The organism is Caldivirga sp. (assembly GCF_023256255.1).
Lineage (GTDB): Archaea > Thermoproteota > Thermoprotei > Thermoproteales > Thermocladiaceae > Caldivirga.
The window spans coordinates 43,104-64,152 of record NZ_JAGDXD010000004.1; the positions used below are offsets into that span (position 1 = coordinate 43,104).

Annotated in this window: 22 protein-coding genes and 1 tRNA gene; 14 read left to right on the forward strand and 9 right to left on the reverse strand. The window is 43.4% G+C overall.

Features of this window, described 5'->3' with window-relative positions; genetic code table 11:
* The first annotated feature begins 53 nt into the window (after positions 1 to 53).
* Positions 54 to 1,937 (forward strand): phosphoenolpyruvate carboxykinase (GTP), encoded by a 1,884-nt coding sequence (locus Q0C29_RS00620; protein WP_291998724.1) that lies wholly within the window; start codon positions 54 to 56, stop codon positions 1,935 to 1,937.
* Between the two features lie 56 nt (positions 1,938 to 1,993).
* Here Q0C29_RS00620 and Q0C29_RS10790 read toward each other — a convergent pair whose 3' ends face one another.
* A complete protein-coding gene (locus Q0C29_RS10790; RefSeq protein WP_367173587.1) occupies positions 1,994 to 2,116 on the reverse strand; it encodes a hypothetical protein in 123 nt (40 codons plus the stop codon).
* Between the two features lie 172 nt (positions 2,117 to 2,288).
* On the opposite strand from Q0C29_RS10790, the gene Q0C29_RS00625 reads away from it, so the two are divergent.
* The 4 genes from Q0C29_RS00625 to Q0C29_RS00640 all read left to right on the forward strand — a co-directional run bounded on the left by Q0C29_RS00625 (position 2,289) and on the right by Q0C29_RS00640 (position 4,662).
* On the forward strand, positions 2,289 to 2,660 hold the full coding sequence (locus Q0C29_RS00625) for a HEPN domain-containing protein (RefSeq protein ID WP_291998725.1): 372 nt from the start codon (positions 2,289 to 2,291) through the stop codon (positions 2,658 to 2,660).
* Positions 2,641 to 2,991, forward strand: a complete 351-nt coding sequence (locus Q0C29_RS00630; RefSeq protein WP_291998726.1) for a nucleotidyltransferase domain-containing protein — start codon at positions 2,641 to 2,643, stop codon at positions 2,989 to 2,991. Before Q0C29_RS00625 ends, Q0C29_RS00630 begins: the two co-directional genes overlap by 20 nt.
* 278 nt (positions 2,992 to 3,269) lie before the next feature.
* Positions 3,270 to 3,434: a hypothetical protein gene (locus Q0C29_RS00635; protein WP_291998727.1), complete on the forward strand. Its 165-nt coding sequence runs from the start codon at positions 3,270 to 3,272 to the stop codon at positions 3,432 to 3,434.
* A gap of 4 nt (positions 3,435 to 3,438) precedes the next feature.
* Positions 3,439 to 4,662 (forward strand): RNA-guided endonuclease InsQ/TnpB family protein, encoded by a 1,224-nt coding sequence (locus tag Q0C29_RS00640; RefSeq protein ID WP_367173590.1) that lies wholly within the window; start codon positions 3,439 to 3,441, stop codon positions 4,660 to 4,662.
* Positions 4,663 to 4,998: 336 nt separating this feature from the next.
* Here the strand turns inward: Q0C29_RS00640 and Q0C29_RS00645 are convergent.
* Positions 4,999 to 5,087: transfer RNA gene (locus tag Q0C29_RS00645), tRNA-Ser, on the reverse strand.
* 277 nt (positions 5,088 to 5,364) lie between these two features.
* Between Q0C29_RS00645 and Q0C29_RS00650 the strand changes: the two genes are divergently transcribed.
* The 4 genes from Q0C29_RS00650 (at position 5,365) to Q0C29_RS00665 (ending at position 10,592) form a co-directional block, all read left to right on the forward strand.
* Positions 5,365 to 6,033 carry a class II aldolase/adducin family protein gene (locus Q0C29_RS00650; RefSeq protein WP_291998729.1) on the forward strand — a complete coding sequence of 223 codons (669 nt, stop codon included), beginning with the start codon at positions 5,365 to 5,367 and terminating at the stop codon, positions 6,031 to 6,033.
* Positions 6,034 to 6,042: 9 nt separating this feature from the next.
* A complete protein-coding gene (locus tag Q0C29_RS00655; RefSeq protein ID WP_291998730.1) occupies positions 6,043 to 7,908 on the forward strand; it encodes an aldehyde ferredoxin oxidoreductase family protein in 1,866 nt (621 codons plus the stop codon).
* Positions 7,909 to 7,916: 8 nt separating this feature from the next.
* Positions 7,917 to 9,416, forward strand: a complete 1,500-nt coding sequence (locus Q0C29_RS00660) for a rhamnulokinase family protein (protein ID WP_291998731.1) — start codon at positions 7,917 to 7,919, stop codon at positions 9,414 to 9,416.
* Between the two features lie 66 nt (positions 9,417 to 9,482).
* Positions 9,483 to 10,592, forward strand: coding sequence for a sugar phosphate isomerase/epimerase (locus Q0C29_RS00665; protein ID WP_291998732.1), 1,110 nt, complete (start codon positions 9,483 to 9,485; stop codon positions 10,590 to 10,592).
* A gap of 18 nt (positions 10,593 to 10,610) precedes the next feature.
* Here the strand turns inward: Q0C29_RS00665 and Q0C29_RS00670 are convergent, their stop codons facing one another.
* On the reverse strand, positions 10,611 to 11,228 hold the full coding sequence (locus Q0C29_RS00670) for a 30S ribosomal protein S5 (RefSeq protein WP_291998733.1): 618 nt from the start codon (positions 11,226 to 11,228) through the stop codon (positions 10,611 to 10,613).
* A 109-nt stretch (positions 11,229 to 11,337) separates the two neighbouring features.
* Between Q0C29_RS00670 and Q0C29_RS00675 the strand changes: the two genes are divergently transcribed.
* Entirely contained in the window at positions 11,338 to 11,865 is a 528-nt protein-coding gene (locus Q0C29_RS00675) for a hypothetical protein (protein WP_291998734.1), read from the forward strand.
* Here the strand turns inward: Q0C29_RS00675 and Q0C29_RS00680 are convergent.
* Positions 11,857 to 12,516: a KEOPS complex kinase/ATPase Bud32 gene (locus Q0C29_RS00680; protein ID WP_291998735.1), complete on the reverse strand. Its 660-nt coding sequence runs from the start codon at positions 12,514 to 12,516 to the stop codon at positions 11,857 to 11,859. The genes Q0C29_RS00675 and Q0C29_RS00680 overlap by 9 nt on opposite strands.
* Positions 12,517 to 12,568: 52 nt before the next feature.
* On the opposite strand from Q0C29_RS00680, the gene Q0C29_RS00685 reads away from it, so the two are divergent.
* A complete protein-coding gene (locus Q0C29_RS00685) occupies positions 12,569 to 13,012 on the forward strand; it encodes an uL15m family ribosomal protein (protein WP_291998736.1) in 444 nt (147 codons plus the stop codon).
* Positions 13,013 to 13,063: 51 nt separating this feature from the next.
* The gene (gene tpiA / locus Q0C29_RS00690) at positions 13,064 to 13,741 is read left to right on the forward strand and encodes a triose-phosphate isomerase (RefSeq protein ID WP_291998737.1); all 678 of its coding nucleotides are present in this window, start codon (positions 13,064 to 13,066) and stop codon (positions 13,739 to 13,741) included.
* Between the two features lie 76 nt (positions 13,742 to 13,817).
* On the opposite strand, the gene cimA is transcribed toward tpiA, so the two are convergent.
* On the reverse strand, positions 13,818 to 15,368 hold the full coding sequence (cimA, locus tag Q0C29_RS00695) for a citramalate synthase (RefSeq protein ID WP_367173591.1): 1,551 nt from the start codon (positions 15,366 to 15,368) through the stop codon (positions 13,818 to 13,820).
* A gap of 191 nt (positions 15,369 to 15,559) precedes the next feature.
* Here cimA and Q0C29_RS00700 point away from each other — a divergent pair, with 191 nt between their 5' ends.
* Positions 15,560 to 16,165: an alpha/beta hydrolase gene (locus Q0C29_RS00700; protein WP_291998738.1), complete on the forward strand. Its 606-nt coding sequence runs from the start codon at positions 15,560 to 15,562 to the stop codon at positions 16,163 to 16,165.
* 168 nt (positions 16,166 to 16,333) lie between these two features.
* Complete coding sequence (locus tag Q0C29_RS00705) at positions 16,334 to 18,238, forward strand: ADP-ribosylglycohydrolase family protein (protein ID WP_291998739.1); 1,905 nt, start codon at positions 16,334 to 16,336, stop codon at positions 18,236 to 18,238.
* Here the strand turns inward: Q0C29_RS00705 and Q0C29_RS00710 are convergent.
* The 4 genes from Q0C29_RS00710 to Q0C29_RS00725 all read right to left on the reverse strand — a co-directional run.
* Positions 18,235 to 18,456, reverse strand: coding sequence for a hypothetical protein (locus Q0C29_RS00710; protein ID WP_291998740.1), 222 nt, complete (start codon positions 18,454 to 18,456; stop codon positions 18,235 to 18,237). The two genes, Q0C29_RS00705 and Q0C29_RS00710, sit on opposite strands and share 4 nt — an antisense overlap.
* A 14-nt stretch (positions 18,457 to 18,470) precedes the next feature.
* Complete coding sequence (locus tag Q0C29_RS00715; RefSeq protein ID WP_291998741.1) at positions 18,471 to 19,664, reverse strand: ABC transporter ATP-binding protein; 1,194 nt, start codon at positions 19,662 to 19,664, stop codon at positions 18,471 to 18,473.
* On the reverse strand, positions 19,654 to 20,670 hold the full coding sequence (locus tag Q0C29_RS00720) for an ABC transporter ATP-binding protein (protein ID WP_291998742.1): 1,017 nt from the start codon (positions 20,668 to 20,670) through the stop codon (positions 19,654 to 19,656). The genes Q0C29_RS00715 and Q0C29_RS00720 overlap by 11 nt, the downstream gene beginning before the upstream one ends.
* Before the next feature lie 5 nt (positions 20,671 to 20,675).
* Positions 20,676 to 21,049 (reverse strand): ABC transporter permease subunit (locus Q0C29_RS00725; RefSeq protein WP_291998743.1); only part of this gene is annotated, 374 nt, incomplete at its 5' end.

The window sequence follows — 21,049 nt, forward strand, 5'->3', positions numbered from 1 at the left end:
CTATCAATTATATAATCAACAATATTTATAAGTGCAATTAACAAACACTACTAATGAGCGCCTCAGGCTACAGCTTAAGCAATTTACGTGGCATTATGAACGATGAATCGTATAATCGATTAACGGCGATAAAAAACGATAGGCTTCATTCCTTCTTAGCTTGGGTTATTGAAGTATGCGAACCAGCATCAGTATTTGTGTCTACTGGTAGTCCTGAGGATAATGAGTACATTAGGAGGAAAGCCATTGAGAGTGGTGAGGAAATCCCCCTAAGGCTAAGGGGGCATACTGTACACTTCGATAGTCCACTTGACCAAGCAAGGGCTAGGGATGATACAGCAATACTGCTGCCTAATAATCAGAGGCTTCCCTTCATAAGAACTAAGGATAGGGATGAGGGTATTAAGGAAATGATAACACTACTTAAGGGTGTAATGAAGGGTAGGGAGATGCTTGTGGGTTTTTACTCACTTGGCCCTAAGGCATCACCCTTTAGCGTACTTGCTGTCCAAGTAACCGACTCCTACTATGTCATGCATAGTGAGAATATTCTATATAGGCAAGCTTACGATGAATTCATTAGGCAGGGGAAAGAGGCACGCTTCCTAAAGTTCATTCACTCCCAAGGCGAGTTAAATGAGATTAAGCAGAGCAGGAACATTAAACAGAGGAGAATATTCATTGATTTAACCGATGAGACAGTTTACAGCGTTAATACCCAGTATGGTGGTAATAGTATTGGCTTAAAGAAGCTTGCGCTTAGGTTAACAATAAAGAGAGCAATGGAGGAGGGATGGTTAAGTGAGCACATGTTCCTAATAGGTGTGAATGGGCCAGGAGGTAGAGTTACCTACTTTACAGGTGCATTCCCCTCAATGTCGGGTAAGACCTCAACAGCAATGTTGGGGAGATTGGTTGGAGATGACTTGGCGTACTTAAGGATCATTAATGGGGAAGTCAAGGCAGTTAATCCAGAAGCTGGAGTATTCGGCATAATAGAGGGTATTAATCCGATAGATGACCCATTAATATATGATGTATTGAGTAAGCCAGGGGAAGTAATATTCTCCAACGTTTTAATGCTTGAAAACGGCGACGTCTACTGGAATGGTAAGGGGGAACCTGAACCCAGTAGTGGAATTAACTACACTGGTAAGTGGTGGAAGGGTAAGGTTGATGAGAAGGGTAACCCAATACCACCATCCCACCCAAACGCGAGATTCACTGTTTCACTGAAGGCCTTCAGTAACCTAGACCCAGTTTACGATGACCCAAGTGGCGTACCTGTTAAGGGCATAATATTCGGTGGTAGGGATTCAGACACCATGGTACCACTTCTAGAATCCTTTAACTGGGAACACGGCGTCATAACCATAGCCGCATCCCTTGAATCCGAGAGAACCGCTGCGGTTATTGGTAAGGCTGGGGAAAGGGAATTTAACCCCATGGCTAACTTAGACTTCCTTTCAGTTGACCTAGGCGTATACATAAGTAATTACCTTAAGTTTGGTAAAGAAGCCTTGAATCCACCTAAGATATTTAGTGTTAATTACTTCCTTAGAGATGAAAATGGCGAGTTCATGAATAGTAAAGAGGATAAGAAAGTATGGTTAGCCTGGATGGAGAGAAGGGTAAATGATGAATTAGACGCGGTTGAGACACCCATAGGCTTAATACCAAGGTATAGCGACTTAAAGGCATTATTTGAGGAAGTTTTAGGTAAGGAATATCGGTTTGAGGATTACGAAAAGCAATTCACTGTAAGAGCCGGTAAACTTATTGAGAAGATTGATAGAATAACTAAAATATACTCAGAAATACCAACAACACCTAAGGTACTGTTCAATATACTAAATGAACAGAAACAGAGACTACTGGAGATTGAAGGTAAGTACGGTTACGTGATTCCACCAAGCGTCTTCGATAAGAATCAGTAAGATTGTGTTTTAATTTCATTAAAAATCAGCTAACCTAAACCTTAATATTAAGGGTTTCAAGAATATTTATGAACCTTATATAACCTTCCCAGTAATATTAAACCACTTTGAGTAATACAATAACCACATGCACTATTCCTAACTAACCCTAGGTCTTCAAGGTATGTTAAAATTGGCATAAGCCTATTATAGGCTAAGCTTAACTCAATAGATACCTTAAAGAATGGGGATTACTTAATTAGAATGTCAACCTTAGCTAGTAGACATCAATATGAACGCATTGGGGGAGCGGATTTATTATGATTTTAATGATCATAGTATTTTTAAGTAACCTATTAACGTATACTCATTGTGGCTGAATACCTTAAGGACAATGCCTTAGATTTCTTAAGGGAGGCGGAGGATGACTTAAAGAATGGCAAGTATAATTTAGCGATATTTCACTTGGAGCAGGCACTTCAATTGGCATTGAAGTATAAGTTATTTCAGTTAACTGGAAGCTTTCAGAAAACCCATGATATAGTAGCCTTACTAGATCAGGTAATTGAATTAACTAATAATGAGAATTTAAGGAATACTAGAATTAATGAGGCTGTAGCGTTGAGCCTGTTAAGGCAAGCCTACATAGCATCCAGATACCTACCTTATAAGTATGATGAGGCCACGGTAAGAAAAGTTTACCTCCTAGTTAAGGTGATTTTAAGTGAACTTGGTATTGCGTGAACACTGGTTAAGGAGACTTGAGGTTTTAAGGAACGCTAAAGCCTACGTTAAAAGAATTAAGGAAATCTGCGTGAATGAAATAGACCCAGAATGTAGGGTCATTTTATTTGGATCAGTAGCTAAGGGTACCTATAGGATTGATAGTGACGTTGATGTACTTGTTATAACAAGCAGAGCTACGGATGCATGGAGTAGGGCTAAAATAGCCAACATGATACATGAGAAACTTGGGGTTTACGATCCCCTAGAGCTTCATGTAATTACAATGAGCGAGTTCGAGAATTGGTATAAAAGATTCATGGACGTTTACGAAGAAGTGAACTTTCCTTAATGAGTTTACTTTGTCGCAAAAGTTTTAAGAAATCTCACGCCCATTCTAGGGCAGAATTCTTTTTCGTGTTAATAGAAGTCTTTTTATATTCATTTATTATTAACTAATTTTGTGGGGAGGCTGCTGAGGCCTGGGTGGTAGGTGTAGGATTTCTTATATTCTTGGGCAATTAAGCTACTTAACAAACCATGCTACGGCAATTGCTTATTACTTAATTTTGCCAGTCTATAGACTTTACTCTGTAGAAAAATTTATTAATTGGCCTGTTGAGTGGGGTTGTGCCTCTGGTGGTTAGGGGGAGGGTTGAGGTTAGGAGCTCGAGGGGTGGTAGGTATAGGTGGTTGGGTATTTACCTAGGTAATGTGCCTGAGTTGGAGAAGTACCGTGGCAGGGGCGTGTGCATAGTCATCTACACACCAGAGGAGTGTAGGATAGGTGATTAACGTGTTGGTTAGGACTGTTAAGCTTAGGGTTAGGGTTAACCATGAAGTGTACTTCGCACTTAAGGAGGTTGAGGGGGAGTATAGGGGGATACTGGAGGATGCGTTGGAGTACGGATTGAGAAGTGGGGTTAACTCGTTCGTGATGCTCAAGGCCGGTATTTATGGGGCTGAGAGGGAGAAGCATGGGGGCTTACCGTCACATTACATATATACTGCATGTGAGGATGCTTCGATGAGGCTAAAAAGCTTCCTCAAGCTGAGGAGGCTCGGTAGGGCTTACACTGATAGGCCCGAGTTAAGGAGTGTGACGGTACACCTCGACGATCACCTGTGGAGGTTTGGGCTTGACGCCATACGTGTAGCCACTAAACGTGGTTGGGTGGGGCTTGAGCCACAGTACCATAAGCTCTTCTGGATGTACCTCAACGGTGGTTGGGGGTTGGCTAGTGAGGCTAGGTTTAAACTGTTGGAGGGGAACTTTGTTGAGTTCTTCATAGTTTTTAAGAAGGATGAGCCTAAACCTTATGAACCAAAGGGTTTCATCCCAGTTGATCTCAATGAGAATTCAGTCTCTGTATTACTTGATGAAGAACCTATCCTTTTAGAGACCAACACCAAGAAAATTACTCTAGGCTATGAGTATAGGAGGTGGAGAATTGAGAAAGGGAGGTCCACTAAGGATAGGGATGTAAGGAGGAAGTTAAAGAAGCTGAGGGAGAGGGATAAAAAAGCTGATGCTAGGAGGAAATTGGCTAAGTTAATCGTTATGGAGGCTTATGAGAGTAGGAGCGCCATAGTCCTTGAGAACCTGCCTAAGAGGGCTCCGGAGCACATGGTTAAGGGTGTGAAGGATAAGCAGCTTAGGTTGAGGATCTACCACTCAGCCTTCTCCTCAATGAAGAATGCCATCATCGAGAAGGCTAGGGAATACGGAGTACCAGTAATGCTCGTAAACCCATCCCACACCTCCACAACCTGCCCAATCCACGGGGCTAGAATCAACTACCGGCCCAATGGGAGCAATGCTCCAAGGGTCGGCAAATGCCCCGTGGGTGGTGAACTTTGGCATAGGGACGTGGCCGCACTATACAACCTACTGAGGAAGGCCGGAGATGGGAGGCCCATGCCGTTGGCCTCGACCGGGCCCCATGACCCACACGTGATCAATATGAGCGTGTGGCCGAGGGCCAAGTCCCTACACTCAATCATGAGTGAAATGAAAGTGTAGGGACAAACGGTAGGATTTAGCTGAAGTTTAATAATAGTGGGATTTTTATCTTTATCTTCTATATGTGAAAATTGAATGGAAGACTTATGAAACTTTTGCTCTATTAGGATTTAGAAGTTGGTGCACGGCGACTCTAGCAGAGAACGTGTTGCTTAATGATGTCGGCGAAATAGAAATACCCTCGAGATCCTCCGTGCACCTGGCGACCCCAAACCAAGTATTGCTCTTATTGGCGATACACTTGAGTACTAACACCGTCTTACTCGCGTTAATAACAGAGTAATTGGCCTTAACCCTTACAAACCTCTCAAAGTAGGAAAAGGAAAACGCAACAACTGGCGCCGGGGCCGGGATTTGAACCCGGGCCCCCTTGCGGGGATGGGCTTAGCAGGCCCACGCCTTAAACCAGGCTCGGCCACCCCGGCTATCATTTAGCCCTTAATAGGCTCCTTAAAAGGTTTCCCTCTTGAGACTTAATACCTACATTACAGAGACAACAGTAAGGAACCTTATTGATTGCCATAAATGCGTTTATGCCTTTGTACTCTTTCCGTCACTAGGAATGATGTAATGAAAACAATCACCCTCAGGTAATGGTATTACTCATTACTCCACTATTCATTGTACCCTCATGGGTACCTAACTTGTTAGGTTAAGTATGGGAATAAAATGCTTATATACGTCTGGCTAAACATTTACTGTATGTCGACTGGAGAAGAGGGACCTAGCCTTATTAGTGAGGATGAGATTAAGAGCGAAATTACGCGTGTAATGAAGGCGCTGTACGAGAGGGGGTTAGTGTCTGCACTTGGGGGTAATGTTAGTGCAAGGGTGCCGGGAGCTAATGAGTTTTGGATAACACCGAGTGGTGTCTTTAAAGGTGCTGTTAATGTTGATGACTTAGTCAAGGTTGACTTAGATGGTAATGTGGTTGAGGGTGTGCTTAGGCCGTCAACTGAGACTCCCTTCCATGCGGCCATATATAAGGTTAGGCCTGATGTGAATGCCGTTATTCACGCGCATAACCCAGTTACGTTAGGGTTGGCATTAGCTGGTGTTAACCTGAAGCCTATATCAGTTGAGGCTATTATGACATTGAGGAAGGTTGAGGTTGTTCCCTTTGCCTTTCCTGGAACAGACCAGTTAGCTAAACTGGTTTCTGAGGCTGCACTTAAGGGTGCGCGTGCAATAATATTGATGAACCATGGTGTAGTGGGTATGGGGGCTAATTTACTTGAAGCTGAGGCAGTAGTAGAGACCCTTGAGGAGGTTGCAATGGCGCAATTCGTAGCGATGGCGTTGGGTAAGGAACCACCGGTTATACCTGAAAAGGATGTTGAACTCTACATGAAGTTGTACTTCCAGGGTTAGGTGAATAATATGAGTGAGTGGTATGGTTACGTGGGAAAGATACTTGAGGTTGATTTAAGCAGTGGCAGAACTAAGATTAGGGAATTGAAAGAAGATGAAGCTGACATGTTCATAGGTGGTATTGGCCTTGCTGCTAAGATAATGTTTGATGAAGTTGATCCAAGGGTTGAACCCTTTAGCCCAGATAACGTCCTAGTATTCATGACAGGGCCATTAACTGGTACAATGGTTCAATGCAGTGGCCGTTACGTGGTGGCTGCTAAGTCGCCATTAACCATGGCTTGGGGTGAAGCCCATGCATCAGGCTTTTGGGGTGTTGAACTTAAGAAAGCCGGCTTCGACGGTATAATAATTAAGGGTAAGTCAAGTAACCCAGTTTACTTATACATACATGATGGGGAGGTTGAAATCCGTGATGCATCTAAGTACTGGGGCTTAACAACTGTTGAAACAGACCTCGGCTTAAAGAGTGATTTAGGAGATAAGGCAGTACGTGTGGCTGCAATAGGCCCAGCTGGTGAGAGACTTGTTAGGTACGCCATAATTGCCTCAGACATAACCCCAGATGGACCTAGGGTGGCGGGTAGGACAGGGATGGGGGCTGTCATGGGTTCAAAGAACCTTAAGGCTATTGTTGTTAAGGGTAATGGGCAGATTAGGATTAAGGAGCCCGAGAAGCTTAGAAGTAACATTAATAGGCTTCTACCTTACATACTTTCTTACCCAACGACGCAACTCTACTCAATATATGGTACTGCAGGTGAGGTTGAGGAATTCCATGAGTATGGTGACATGCCTATAAAGAATTTCACAGTGGGTAAGTGGGATGGTATACTTAATATAAGTGGCAGGGCTTTTAGGGAGAAGGGCATCGTGAAGGCCCATAGGGCATGCTGGGCATGCCCCATACACTGCTGGAAGTACGTTGAGGTAAATAATGTTAAAGGCAGAGGTCCTGAATACGAGACTATTGCCTCATTAGGCTCAATGCTGATGATAGATGATCCCTACTACATAGCTGAGGCAAATGATCTATGCAATAAGTATGGTATAGACACAATATCAACCGGAGGTACTATTGCATGGGCTATTGAGAGCTTTGAGAAGGGGTTATTGACTAAGGAGGATACTGGTGGATTAGAGCTTAAGTGGGGTGATAAGGAAACTGTACTTAAGCTCATAGAACTTATAGGGAAACGTGAGGGTTTCGGTAAGTTACTTGGGGAGGGGTGCCGTGTAGCTTCAAGGAGTGTAGGTAGGGGTACTGAGAAGTACTGCATGCACGTTAAGGGTACTGAAATGCCGATGCATGATCCAAGGGCCTTCAAGGGTATGGGGCTTCAATACGCAACGTCAAACAGGGGTGCTGACCATCTTCAGGGTTTAACATTCAGGATTGAGCAGGGTGAGAGGATAACGGACTTGAAGATTTACGAGAGGTATGACAGGGTCTCCTACATTGGTAAAGGACGCGTGGTAGCCACTATGGAGACTTGGCACGAGGTCCTTGAGTCACTGGTAATATGTAAGTTCATAAGTATACCACCATTACACTTAGCTGGAATGTACACTTTAGTGACGGGAAGGAAGAAGACACTGCAGGACCTTTTAACTGCCGGTAGGCGTATATTCACGTTGAAGAGAATGTTCAATGTAATAAACGGTATAAGTAGGAAGGATGATACATTACCTGAAAGGTTCCTGAAGGAGCCATTAAGTGAAGGTGGGGCTAGAGGACAGGTTGTTGAACTTGAACCCATGCTTAACGAGTACTACAACTACATGGGTTGGGATGAGAATGGTATACCAACTAGGGAGACCCTAAAAGAATTAGGAATATTACCAATAGTGGAGAGATTCATGAATAATAAGTGAGAGCGCTCATGGATTCAGTAGTAATGTTGGCTATAGACGTAGGTGCAAGTGGAGGCAAGGCTATTGCGGGGGTATTGGACTTGAAGGAACTTAAGTTAACCATTGATGAATTATACAGGTTCCCCAACCAAATGATTAAGGTTGATAACCACCTGTACTGGAATGTGCTTCAACTATGGGGTGAAGTTAAGAATTCGATTAAAGTAGCCTTAAGAAAGTATAAGGGTAAGTTAACCTCAGTGGGTATTGATACTTGGGGTGTTGACTTCGCACTGTTGGATAACCACGACGAATTAGTGGGCCTACCTTACGCTTACAGGGATCCTATGACTGAAGGATTAATGAGTGAAGTCTTCAGTAAGGTACCTAAGGAAGTAATATACAGTAGGACTGGTATACAATTCATGCGTATTAACACCCTCTATCAACTTTATGCCTTAGTTAAATTAAATTCACCTAAACTTAGGATAGCTAAGTCAATGCTAATGATACCTGACTTACTTAATTACTGGTTAAGCGGCGTTAAGGTTAATGAGTACACTAATGCATCAACAACTCAATTCCTTGATGCTAGGAGCAGAAAGTGGTGTATGGACATATTGGAGAAGCTCAATATACCAACCAACATCCTCCTTGAAATAGTCAACGCCGGTTCCGTTTTAGGTAACTTAAGAAGGGATATTGTTGAAGAGATGGGTGAGAAGGCAGGGAAGGATATAAGTGTAATAGCGCCAGCAACACATGATACTGCCTCAGCAGTGGCAGCTGGACCAATGATTGATGAAAACACTGGATATGTGAGTTCAGGAACCTGGAACCTTGTTGGAGTAGAGTTAAGTGAACCCTTAATTAATGAACAAGCAATGCTAAGTAACTTCACCAATGAAGGTGGTGCCTTTGGGACAATTACTTTCTTAAGAAACATGCAGGGCATGTGGATAATACAGGAGATTAGGAGGATAATGATGGATTTAAGTGGAAGAGAGTACACTTACGATGAGTTAGTTAACCTTGCTATTAAGGCTGAGGAAACTGGATCTTTCATAGATGTTGATGATCCAAGATTTCTGGCTCCAATAAACATGATTAATGAGATACATGGTTATCTTAAGGAAACTGGACAAAGGGAACCAGGTAGTTTAGGTGAGTTAATTAGACTGATTATAAGTAGTATAGCGTTGAAGCATAGGTACATATTTGAGAAGGCGACTAAAATAACAGGACGGGGGCTGAGGAGAATTAACATATTTGGTGGTGGTTCTAGAAACAACCTGATGAACCAATTAACAGCTAATGTAATGGGGATTCCTGTTTATGCAGGGCCTGAGGAATCAACATCCATCGGCAACATACTTATTCAAGCGTCAGGTATGGGCATTATTAAGTCTATTCATGAGCTTAGATCCATAGTTAGGAATTCATTCAATATCAGAGTCTTTGAGCCTAAGGATGAGGAGAAGTACGATGACATGTATTCCATGTTCATAACCAGGCTTAACCTACCCTAACCCGTTTAATGATTAATGATTGCTATAACTTAAAAGTAAACTCATGCTAATCCACCAGTGGTAGGCATGAGCATAAGCAGGTTAAGATCAGCCTACTCTGGTTTCATGGAGGGTAAGACTGTTGATCAATTCTTCAGCGAGTACAATGTTAAGTTCGCTGCAGGCACATGGACCGCCGGGGATTTCTCAGACAGATTCAATAGGGGTGGTTATTTCCCAAACCTACCAAGGGGGCTAGTGGATCAATTGAGGAGAATAAAGGAGGCTGGGATTGAGGGGGTTGTGCCCATAGATGCTCAATTCTTTGATGATAACCTTAAGGTTAAGGAGGACTTAATAAGTGAGGTTAAGGCAACTGCGAGTGAGTTAGGCCTTAAGATAGCTGGGTTAGGAATGGATATTTCAGGCTTCCACGTGTTTAAACTAGGTTCATTAACAAACCCTGACCCCAAGGTGAGGGAACTAGCCTTAAGCACTCTTACTCAGAGCCTTGACGTTGCCCATAGCCTTGGCTTAGATTCAGTATCGCTTTGGCTTGGCCCAGATGGATGGGATTATAGCCTTGAGTCCAATTATGGTAAGAAGATTAAGGAGCTTTACGAGGGGTTACTCAGCCTAGGTAAGGAGGCTCATAGACTGGGCATTAAGTCCTTTGGGCTTGAAGCCAAGCCTAAGGAACCTAGGGAAGGTAATCTAATCATACCCACATCCCACGTGTCCATAATACTTGCAAGTAGGTTAAACAGTGATTTAGGTTCAAGACTATTCGGAATAACCATAGACTATGGTCATGAATTAATGTACGCTGTTGAACCAGCCTACACTGTTTACTTAGCTAGGGAACAAGGGGTCTCAGTATCCACAGTACACATTAACACGGCTAAGTGGCACAGTAATGATGAGGATAGGGTGGTTGGAACAGGGGATGCGTGGCATTTCGTGGATTTCCTCTATGCGCTACTGGATACTGGTTACTCAGGCTGGTTTACCCTGGATCAATTCACGTATAGGCTTAACCCAGTGGATGGGTTGAGGCTATCGAAGGAATTATTCGCAAACCTGTATAAGAAGGCGCTTGCACTATACATCTCCAAGGATGAGTTTGAGGGCATTAGATCCACCGGTGATCAGGCTAAGGTACTTGACTACGTTAAGAGAATAATGTATGGCTTATGATCACTAAGTTAAAAAGCCCTAAATCTTAAACATGTAAGTGTTCTTTAATGCATTCCAAGTGGCCATGGCGAAGTTGAGGGTTGTCCTTGTTTCACCAAGGGTCCTTGACCAAACATCCTTAATTCCAGCTAACCTAAGTATAGGCTTTATGGTATCGCCTGCAACTAAACCAACACCCTTAGGTGCAGGTATGAGTTCAACAATCACTGTACCAGCCTTACCCCTAACCACGAATGGTACACTGTGTGGTTCATCACATGAACAATACCATGAACCACAACCCCTCCTCACGGGGATGATGTTGACCTTAGCTTCCCTTATTGCCTTCTCCATAGCTGGACCTATTTGCCTAGCCTTACCAACACCTATACCCACGTATCCATCTTCATTACCTAAGGTTACCGCCACTTGAAATTGACTAACCTCCCCAGCATCAGTCTGTCTCTGTACAATGTTTATACTAAGTACCTCGTACTTAAGGTTAGTTAGTAACGCATCAACAATCTCAGGTTCCTGAATTCTTGCATTAGCAATGAATATGTCATCAATTGACTTTACCTTACCCTCCTTAACAAGCCTACCAATCTCAGTCCTAGGCTTCCACTCCTCAATATTAGCAGTAGGGACTTCAGACATTGCCCAAATAGCTTAGCCACCCTTTTTAAATCTAATGCCACCTCAATGAGCGATAGTGATCCACAGGACCGAGGTAACATTTATATTGTTTGCTTAGGCTAAATTAACCGTGGGTAATGAAGAACTGAACATTAAGGAACTACTTGAATTAAGGAGGAGGATTAGAGAAAGGGTTAATGAACTTAGGGATGAGTTAAGCATGCTTGAGTCAACACTTAAGGTAATAGATGCACTAATAAGGACCCGGTCAATAACCACAGCTGATAAGGTTTCATCCAAGGAGGAACTGCACTTAACAGCACCCGATGGGGAAGAGGTAGCTAAGTTAACGTATGATGATAATAGTATCGTTATTGAATTCAGTAAACCAATAACTGATCAACCACCATTAAGGAGGTTCTTCATTGAGAAGGTTCTTAATGGCCTTAAGGGTGAGGATGAGGAATTAGTCAATGGTGGTGAATTAGATGAATCTAGGGGATTTAATTATGAGGTTGAGAGAAATAGTGAGGGTCTCATAACCAAGATAATTATTCGAAACTACAGGGAGCAGCGTAGGTTGAAGAGGATTATTGATGCACTTAAGTGGACTGTATCAAAGATGGGTGAGAAGCAGGGTTCGGAATCGTCACAGTAATCTCCCCGTGTAGTACCTTGCCAAGCTCCTAATTCTCCTAACCCACTTAACTACGGAAGCAGCCTTATCCCTACCGACAGCATTACTGTAGCCATCAATGAAATCATTGAAGAGTTGCTCACTGTACTCGCCGTAATTGCTTTCAAGAGATCTGAGTAGTACATTTAGGTCTACTGCAGCCTTTCTAAGGTATTTACTGTCCCAGGTTGGCTTTAGCTTCTCGCCAAGCCCAAAGTCTATTAAGTACTCGTCACTATTGTTGACTATGACGTTGGCTGGAGTTGGGTCACCGTGGAGTATACCCTCATTATGCAGTATACCAATTAATGTCCCCATTTTACTCATTAATGCCTTAGTCAAATTAGAGTAACCACTATTCTTGATAATGCTGTTTAAAGTTGGTGAATTCAAGTATTGCATCCTTATCTTAGTCCTAACCACATCAACATCATACACCACCGGAGTCTTAACACCTAAATCGGCGGCATCCATCATTAACCTAGCTTCATTAATAGTCCTCCTAATCCTAATCATCCTATCAAACACCGGGTCCCTATAACTCTTAGGTGTCCTCTCCTTAACAAGTACCGTTAAGCCTAGCCAATCCTCTAAGTATAGTAAAGCTTCCGCACCCTTAGCTACTACTTTCATTATGTGGGCTGCATTGTTAAAGTTTTAAACCCTCCCCATTAAGGGTGTGTCTGTGAGACGTAGAGAGAAGAAGTCTAGGAAGCTAAGGGGCTGGAGAACACACTCATGGGGAAGGGTTGGTCAACATAGGAGCAGGGGCCAAAGGGGTGGAGGGGGCAAAATTGGGTTACTTAAGCATAAGAAGAGCCTACTACTTAAGATAACTAATGGTGAACTTTACCCCCTGATAGGTAAGCATGGATTCTATAGACCAAGCCCAAAGGTTAACGTAATAAATGTAGGCGACTTAAATGAGTTAATAGACTCACTAATGAGAAGGAACTTAATTAAGATGGAGGGTGATAAGTACGTTATTGACCTAACCCAGTTAGGGTATGGTAAACTACTTGGTGAAGGTAAAATAAAGAAGCCGGTGGTGGTTAAGGTTAAGGCAGCTTCAGCAAGGGCTATTAAGGCTATTAAGGAAGCCGGTGGTGAAGTCTTAATAGTTCAATAACGTGTTAAACTTAGGTTAATGCTTATACACCCCATAACCTAGTTTTAATTAATGAAGGTTCCAGTACTCATAATAAACATGAAGGCTTACCCAGAGTTACTAGGGGGTGGTGCTGTTAAATTGGCTCAAGCGGCTGAGAAGGTTTCTAAGGAATTGGGAGCATCTATAATAGTTGCACCACCGCATACTTACCTAAGGCAGGTTGCTGAAGCAGTAAGCATACCCGTTTACGCTCAGTCAGCCGACCCAGTGGATCCTGGGGCTAGGACTGGCCACATACCCCTAGAGTTTATTAAGGATGCTGGGGCATCAGGTGTAATAATAAATCACAGTGAACATAGATTACTACTAAATGACATAGCCATGCTTGTTAATAAGGCTAAGACACTTAACCTTGAAACAGTGGTATGTTCCCCAGACCCATTATCAAGCGCCGCTGCGGCTGCTCTTGCACCTACTGCTGTCGCCATGGAACCGCCTGAGTTGATAGGTACTGGTAAGTCCGTTAGTAGGACTAAGCCTGATGTGGTTGTTGAAACTGTTAACGCGGTTAAGAGGGTTAACGGTAATGTTAATGTTATTACAGGTGCAGGCATAGAGGATTATAATGATGTTGCTAAGGCAATTGAATTAGGCACCGTGGGTGTATTAGTGGCAAGCGCAATAGTTAAGGCTAAGGATTGGGAAGGTAAGATAACAGAGTTAGCTAAGCCTCTTGTAGGTAAGTGAAGTTAAATGCCAACACTGGGTAAAAATATTAAATGGTTACCTAAATATGCAAAGCCTAACCTAATTCCTTAAAACGCTAACTACTCTGGGTTCTCTCAATGGCCCTTAATCTACTTAATTGAAGGTAGTAATCAAGACCACTTACTAGGGCTTCAATACTAGCCTTAATTACACTGGTGGAAACACCAATGGTCCTCCACCTCCTTACACCATCCGTGAACTCAGCCGTTACCCTAACTAGGCTCTCAGTATTCTTAACCTCTGAGGGTAATACAACCCTATAATCAGTTAAAGTAACACCGGAGAGTTCAGGGTAAACCTTCTGGAGAGCCCTTCTTAACGCTAAGTCGACAGCATGAACAGGACCAACCCCCTCAGCTACTTCAAGTTGCCCATTAACCTTAACTACCGCTAGGTTCATACCGCTTTCATCAATGACCCTCCAATACTCTACCCTAATCATATCCCTGTATAGGTTAAGTTCCCTTAATGCTATTAGGACAGCTGACGCTGGGGCTAAGTCGAAGCTGTAGCCCCTGTTCTCAAGTTCCTTAATCCTCATTAAGGCCTTCTTAACCCTCTCATCCCTCTTATCAACCTTAATACCGTTCTCCTCCAGGTAAACCACCAGGTTAGATGAGCCTGAAAGCTCAGATAGTATGAAACGCCTTGAATTACCCACCACCTCAGGGTCAATATGCTCGTAGGCCCTCGGGTTCTTTAAAACGGCATCAACATGCACACCAGCCTTATGCGTGAACGCGTAGTCACCCACATATGGTTGGTATGGGTTTGGCTGTAGACCTGCTAATTCGTAAACTAACTTAGACACCTCCCTCAGTTTCCTTAAGCTACCTGGGCCATTTAAGGCCCTTAAACCAACCTTAATCAGTAGGTTTGGTATTACTTGTATTAAATCGGCGTTACCTGTTCTTTCCCCAATACCGTTGATAGTTCCTTGAACATGCCTTGCCCCAGCTAAGACGCCCATAATTGTGTTAGCTACTGCGCAACCTGAATCATTATGCATGTGTAAACCAACCTTAACCTTAACTGTGTTCACAACCCTCCTAGTTATCTCGTAAACCTCATTAGGCATCATGGCACCATTAGTGTCGGCTAATACCACTACCCTGGCCCCGGCATCTTCAGCAGTCTTCACAACGGAGAGCGCGTAATCAGGATCATCCCTAAAGCCTTGGTAGAAGTGTTCAGCGTCAAAGATTACGTCAAGGCCATGCGACTTCATGTAGTTAACACTGTCGTATATCATTTCAAGGTTGTCTTCCTTACTCACCCTCAATATCTCAGTAACATGAAGTACCCATGATTTACCAAATAATACCACGGTATCAACCCCTGTCCTTAATACTGCGTTTAAACTTGGATCATTACTAGGCTTAGTGTCCCTCCTCCTGGTGCTACTGAATGCTGCAACCTTAGCGTGCCTTAGTGAATACTTCCTAATTTCCCTGAAGTACTCCTCATCCTTTGGGTTTGATCCAGGCCAACCACCCTCAACGTAGTCAACGCCAAGTTCATCAAGAAGTAGAGTTAACCTAACCTTATCATTAAGTGTGAATGATATGTTTGCACCCTGGGCTCCATCTCTTAGGGTCGTGTCCAGGACCTCAACGGTTGATTTCTAGAACACCTTCCATAGTTTAGTTGACTACTTGGGGTATATAAGTTTTACCTAAATAATTGATTAAGTAAATACAATAATGATCACGCGATATAGCCTTATTACTCGGCTAAATAGGTTAACTAAAAGGTAAGTGAGTAAGTTTAATTAACTTGCAGTAATTCCTTAATCATATGGTTAATGAAAAATGGATAACCGTTAATGGAAGGAGAGTTAGGATACTTCAAGGTGGTTCAGGTAAACCAACGCTAGTCTTCATTCATGGTCTCAGCTTCAGTGCTGATACTTGGAATGAATGCTGCCTAGGTTACTTCGAGAGGAAACATGAGGTTTACGCCATAGACATGCCCTATGGTCCAAGATCAAGGAGTGACCATTTTGAGAGGGAGAGCGAGAATGATTATGCCGAGCACTTGAAAGCCGTTATTGATGCATTAGGTGTCTTAAATCCAATACTAATAGGTGCATCAATAGGTGGGGAAACGGTACTAAGGTACTTGGCCTTAAGTTATCCTGCATCTGCAGCAGTAGTGATAGGGCCGGTGGGTGTTAATAGGATTGACCTTGCTAAAATAAGTAGGCCAGTGCTGGGTATATGGGGCAGTAGGGATAATGTATCACCAAGGTATAATGCCGACTTATTAACTAGATTCGGCTTTAAAGTGGTTTACATAGATGGCGCAGGGCACCCTGCGTATCTTGATAAGACTGAGGAATTCATAAAAATAGTTGAGGAATTTCTAAGTGAAGTGGGGACGGCTGCCATCACTGATCGTTGATGAGGTATCAGGGTTCCGACTAATTTTAACTAGGGCCTTAATGCCATTAAGCCCGTAATGCTTCATGAGAATCCTAACCCTAAAGTTGAAGATATCCCATAATGTTAATTACCTTGGCTTAGTAACTTTAAGCTTAAAAGCTTTTAAACTAATGTGATTTAATTATTCATGGTTTCACTCTCAAGTGGTGTTTTGCTTAGTAAAGTCTACGGTGGCTTATTAGGTAAGAATGCTGGTGGTAGTCTTGGTACTCCTTATGAGAGGGGGATTGGGCAGGAGGATTTGATTGATGTTAGGCTTGAGCCTAAGCTTTACCCTAATGATGATTTTGAGGTTCAGATGGCTTGGCTTAGGCTTATTGAGGACAGGGGATTAGACTTAACTGAGCATGACCTTGCGCAATGCTGGCTCGATTGCATTCACTATAATTGGGATGAGTATGGTTTAAGCAAGAGGAATCTGAGACTAGGCATATTGCCACCAATGTCCGGCTTCTTCAATAACTGGTTTAGACACTGCATGGGCTCACCCATTAGGTCTGAGGTTTGGGCAATGATAGCCCCAGGCCTACCTGACGTGGCCGCTGAGTACGCCTTTAGGGATGCGATTGTTGACCATGGTGGTGGTGAGTCAGTTTACGGTGAAGTCTTCAATACTGTACTGGAGTCTTTAGCATTCATTGAGAGTGACTTGGTTAAACTCATTAAGCATGCGTTAAGCTACATACCACAGCATAGTTTAACATATAAGTCAATAGAGAAGGCCCTTGAGGCCCATGATAAGGGCTTGGATTTAAGGGAGGCTAGGAGGAGCATTATTGAGCTTGCACCCGCCGAGTACCGTAGGATAGCGCAGTACTCACCCATTAACCTAGGCTTCGAGGTATTGGGCCTACTCTACGGTAATGGTTTCGTAGACACCATGATGAAGACGATTAGCCTAGGCTACGACACCGACTGCACGGCAGCTACTGTGGGTGCAGTGTTGGGTATTATTCATGGTAGGGACTACATACCCCCAGATTACGTTAAGGTTTACGAGGAAGTTACAACCAATGAATCATGGGGTGGCGTCTCCAATATTAGGGCTAATAGGACTGTGGCTGAACTGGCTAATAGGATCATTAAGGTTACGTACAGGTTACTCGCTAAGCATAATGACAAGGTTACCGTAGGGGGTATGGGTGATGTCACTTGGCTCATAGACCCATTTACAATAAAGCCCAGTGGATCATGGTTAAACTATAAGCCCAACACCTGGACCCTTAGGTTCACTGGAATTGAGGCTACTGTTGAGTATCCAAGTGGCCCGGTGCTTAAGCCTAATGTTGAATTACCAATACTAATTACCGTTAGGAGCCTTAGGTTAAGCCCAGTTAACCTAGGTTATATAGTCCACGGCATTAACCCCAAGGCGTATCAAATAAACCCAGTAAGTGGGGGATTGCTTATTGAACCTGGTTCAGAAGCCAGGGTTGAGTTTAGGGTTAGGTTAATTAACCTTAATGAACTAGGCATTGTGGAGCATCCCGTGATCCAATTCATTGCCATTGATTCACTAGAATCAATTAACGTAACCTTAACAATACTGCCCCCAGTGGTTTGGTTCATTAGTAGGGTTAGTGATGGGGATGAGGATGTTGGAAGGTGGGTTGGTGAGGCTGCCGCTGGTGAGTGGGCTGCAGTGTATAGGGATGGCTATGACCTAGGCCTTGAGGATTTAATACCTAAGGGTTCCTCAATGGCTATTGTGGGTTTCATCAATAACCCAGGTGATTCAAGGATGATACACGTGGGTATTCCTAATAATGCACCGTACGCTAAACTATGGTTTAATGAAGAACCTATTGTTGAGTCCAGGGAGAAGTATGTGCTTAGGCCTAATTACGATGGGGATGGTAGGAATTACGCAGATGCAATTATGAAGCATGGGTGGAACACTGTTGCCATAAAGGTTAAGCGCATTGATGAACCAGTAAGCCTACACTTCATGATTAGTGAATCAGCCAAAAACCTACATAGGGGAGTAACCAACGTAATACAGCATATGAGGCCAAGTTTGAAGCCTGACTAATACTGCTCAGACTCTGATGAGGGCCTTAAACCTTCCTGACCAGCCTGCTTCCTAATATCATTAATAGTCCACACAAGCAGTATTATGAGGAATACTAGGGCTACTAGGGCCACGTAGAAGCTTACCTCATCTGGGTTTAGGTAAATGAAGGATATGCCTAAGAGCACCAATAGGCTAAGTATTATACCATAAACAGCCTTACCTATTTCAGGATGCATAATGGCCACTTGTTTTAATATAACCAGCAGGCAACCATCACGTTGCCAACCTTCTTAAGCGGAGGCCTCTCCTTAAAGCACCTATCCATGGCGAACGGACACCTATCACTGAACTTACATCCTGGAGGCGCTCTAAGTGGGTTAGGTGGATCAAGGCTCCTAAGCTTCATAACCTTCTTGCTCCTTGACTTAACTGGGTCAGGTTCAGGGATTGCCGATAATAAGGCTTGAGTATATGGGTGTAGTGGGCTCTCAAGCATCTCCTTGGCCGGCCCATACTCCATTATTGAACCTAGGTACATTACCGCAGCCTTACCAGTGTCACCAGCCATGTAGTACGCCATTCCTAAGTCATGAGTTATGAAAAGTACACTTAGGTTCATCTCCTTTTGAACCGCTAAAAGTAGGTCAAGCACCTCAAGCCTAAGTGATGCATCAAGCATTGTAACTATCTCATCCGCCACAACGAACTCAGGTTTAACGAGTAACGCCCTAGCAATAGATACCCTTTGCCTCTCACCGCCGCTTAACTCGAAGGAATACTTATTAACATAGGACTTAGGGTTAAGGCCGACGTTCTCTAGGGCTTCAAATATCATCTTCTCCTCCTCAGCCTTACTATGTACAAGCTTATTAGCCCTCAATGGAACAGCCAATATATCGTATACTGTCTTATATGGGTTAAGGCTTGAGTATGGGTCCTGGTGGATGTACTGCGACTTAAGTCTATAAACCCTATATTCCTCATCAGTCATTGTTGAAATATCCCTACCATGGAAGTATATTCTACCAGTCGCAGGCGCGTATAATCCAACTAGAGTCTTGCCAAGGGTAGTCTTACCACTACCTGACTCACCAACAACTGCCACTGTTTCACCCTTATTCACCGTTATGTCAACGTGGTCAACAGCGTACAGATCCTTCTTACTGAACATGCTTCCAACCTTAAAGACTACAGTTAAGTCCTCTGCCGCAATCACAACATCCTCACTATACTTCCTCTCAGGCCCCTTTCTACCACTCATGTAGGCAGCGTGACTCATGTATATTGGGCAATTCATGTAGTCAAATATGCAATACCAGCCAAGTGGATTAACAGACTTCTGAGTTAAACTACACAGGTAACCTCCCTGGGGGGTTCTTTGAAGGTATGGGCAAACCGGGGCAGGTCCTCTTGGACTACTACTTGAACTACCGCTATTGCTCACTGGCAATCACCTTGCCGGCTACCTGCTGTTGTACAAGATTTGCCTTTATGCATGATGAGTAATGCCCTGGTTCAACCTCAACAAGGTTCATGTCCGCATCAGCGCATTCAATGGACGCAAATGGGCACCTATTTATGAATGGGCAACCCCTATTGTTGGTGGTTGCGGCTACCCCAGCGGGCTTAAGCTTAACTATCCTCTTACCTATTGCTGGGAAGGAGTTTATCAACATTAAAGTGTATGGTGAATATGGGCGTGAGTACACTGTGTAAACGTCTCCAAGCTCCATTACGTAACCCCTGTAGAGAACAAGCACCTTATCTGCAACATCAGCTACGACGGATAAGTCGTGGGTTATGAGCATTATACCGACGTCGCGCTCCTTACGTAGATCCTTAATTAATTCAAGTATCTGCCTTTGTGTTAAGGTATCTAGCGCCGTAGTTGGCTCATCAAGTATTATAACGTCTGGGTTCAGCATTAAGGCTAAGGCAATCATAACCCTCTGTTTCATACCACCTGATAGTTGATGCGGATATGACCTAAGTACCCTAGCTGGTTCAAGTCTCACTGAACGGAGTAGTTCAGCGGCAATCTTAAGTGCCTCCTCCTTATCAATGCCATGAGCTTGAGCCGTATCAATGAAGTGATCCTTAACCGTCAACAGTGGGTTCAGTGAGTTCATTGCACCTTGAAACACTATTGATATTTTACCCCACCTATACCTAATCCTCCTAAGCTCCTCCTCAGGGGCTGCTAATACATTATCCATCTTGGATCCATCCCTACTATAAAGTGTAGCCTCACCAGTTATTACAGCATTATTGGGGAGTAGTCTCATTAGGGCTAAGGCTATGGTAGTCTTACCACTACCTGACTCACCAACTATACCTAGTATTTCATGCCTATGCAGCTCGAACGAAACGTTTTTAACTGCCTCAACGTCAAAGGTCGCTGTCTTATACGTTACGTTCAGGTTCTTAACGGAGAGCACAACCGACGACATTTCTGTCACCTCGAAGCCCTACGCTTACTGGCTAATTTAATTTCTACCTCCCTTCTCCTCTTGGGGTCGAAGACATAAACTGAAGCGTTAGCGAAGTAGACGAAGCCCATTAGTATTATAGTTTGAACGACTATAAGTATGACTACTGGTATTGTTCCTGTCGGTGAGAATATTGCTGCTTCCTGGTAGAATGCATTGCCCATTATCGCTCCCCAATTTATGTTACTGTACGGTATTAGGCCCAGGAACGCTAGACCCATTGCACCATAGAATCCACCAACTATGCTAAGCATGAAGTTCATGACTATGTATGGGGTTATTGCAGGCATTATGTCGTTTGCTATTATTGATAGTGAGTTTAGGCCAAGTAGCCTAGAAG

What these genes read in the sequence shown, in the direction of transcription:
- Q0C29_RS00705 (WP_291998739.1), top strand. Translation starts at nt 16,334, where the DNA reads ATGGTTTCACTCTCAAGTGGTGTTTTGCTTAGTAAAGTCTACGGTGGC.
- Q0C29_RS10790 (WP_367173587.1), bottom strand. Translation starts at nt 2,116, where the DNA reads ATGCCAATTTTAACATACCTTGAAGACCTAGGGTTAGTTAGGAATAGT.
- tpiA (WP_291998737.1), top strand. Translation starts at nt 13,064, where the DNA reads ATGAAGGTTCCAGTACTCATAATAAACATGAAGGCTTACCCAGAGTTA.
- Q0C29_RS00655 (WP_291998730.1), top strand. Translation starts at nt 6,043, where the DNA reads ATGAGTGAGTGGTATGGTTACGTGGGAAAGATACTTGAGGTTGATTTA.
- Q0C29_RS00620 (WP_291998724.1), top strand. Translation starts at nt 54, where the DNA reads ATGAGCGCCTCAGGCTACAGCTTAAGCAATTTACGTGGCATTATGAAC.
- Q0C29_RS00670 (WP_291998733.1), bottom strand. Translation starts at nt 11,228, where the DNA reads ATGTCTGAAGTCCCTACTGCTAATATTGAGGAGTGGAAGCCTAGGACT.
- Q0C29_RS00710 (WP_291998740.1), bottom strand. Translation starts at nt 18,456, where the DNA reads ATGCATCCTGAAATAGGTAAGGCTGTTTATGGTATAATACTTAGCCTA.
- Q0C29_RS00650 (WP_291998729.1), top strand. Translation starts at nt 5,365, where the DNA reads ATGTCGACTGGAGAAGAGGGACCTAGCCTTATTAGTGAGGATGAGATT.
- Q0C29_RS00665 (WP_291998732.1), top strand. Translation starts at nt 9,483, where the DNA reads ATGAGCATAAGCAGGTTAAGATCAGCCTACTCTGGTTTCATGGAGGGT.
- Q0C29_RS00700 (WP_291998738.1), top strand. Translation starts at nt 15,560, where the DNA reads ATGGTTAATGAAAAATGGATAACCGTTAATGGAAGGAGAGTTAGGATA.
- Q0C29_RS00720 (WP_291998742.1), bottom strand. Translation starts at nt 20,670, where the DNA reads ATGTCGTCGGTTGTGCTCTCCGTTAAGAACCTGAACGTAACGTATAAG.
- Q0C29_RS00680 (WP_291998735.1), bottom strand. Translation starts at nt 12,516, where the DNA reads ATGAAAGTAGTAGCTAAGGGTGCGGAAGCTTTACTATACTTAGAGGAT.
- Q0C29_RS00660 (WP_291998731.1), top strand. Translation starts at nt 7,917, where the DNA reads ATGGATTCAGTAGTAATGTTGGCTATAGACGTAGGTGCAAGTGGAGGC.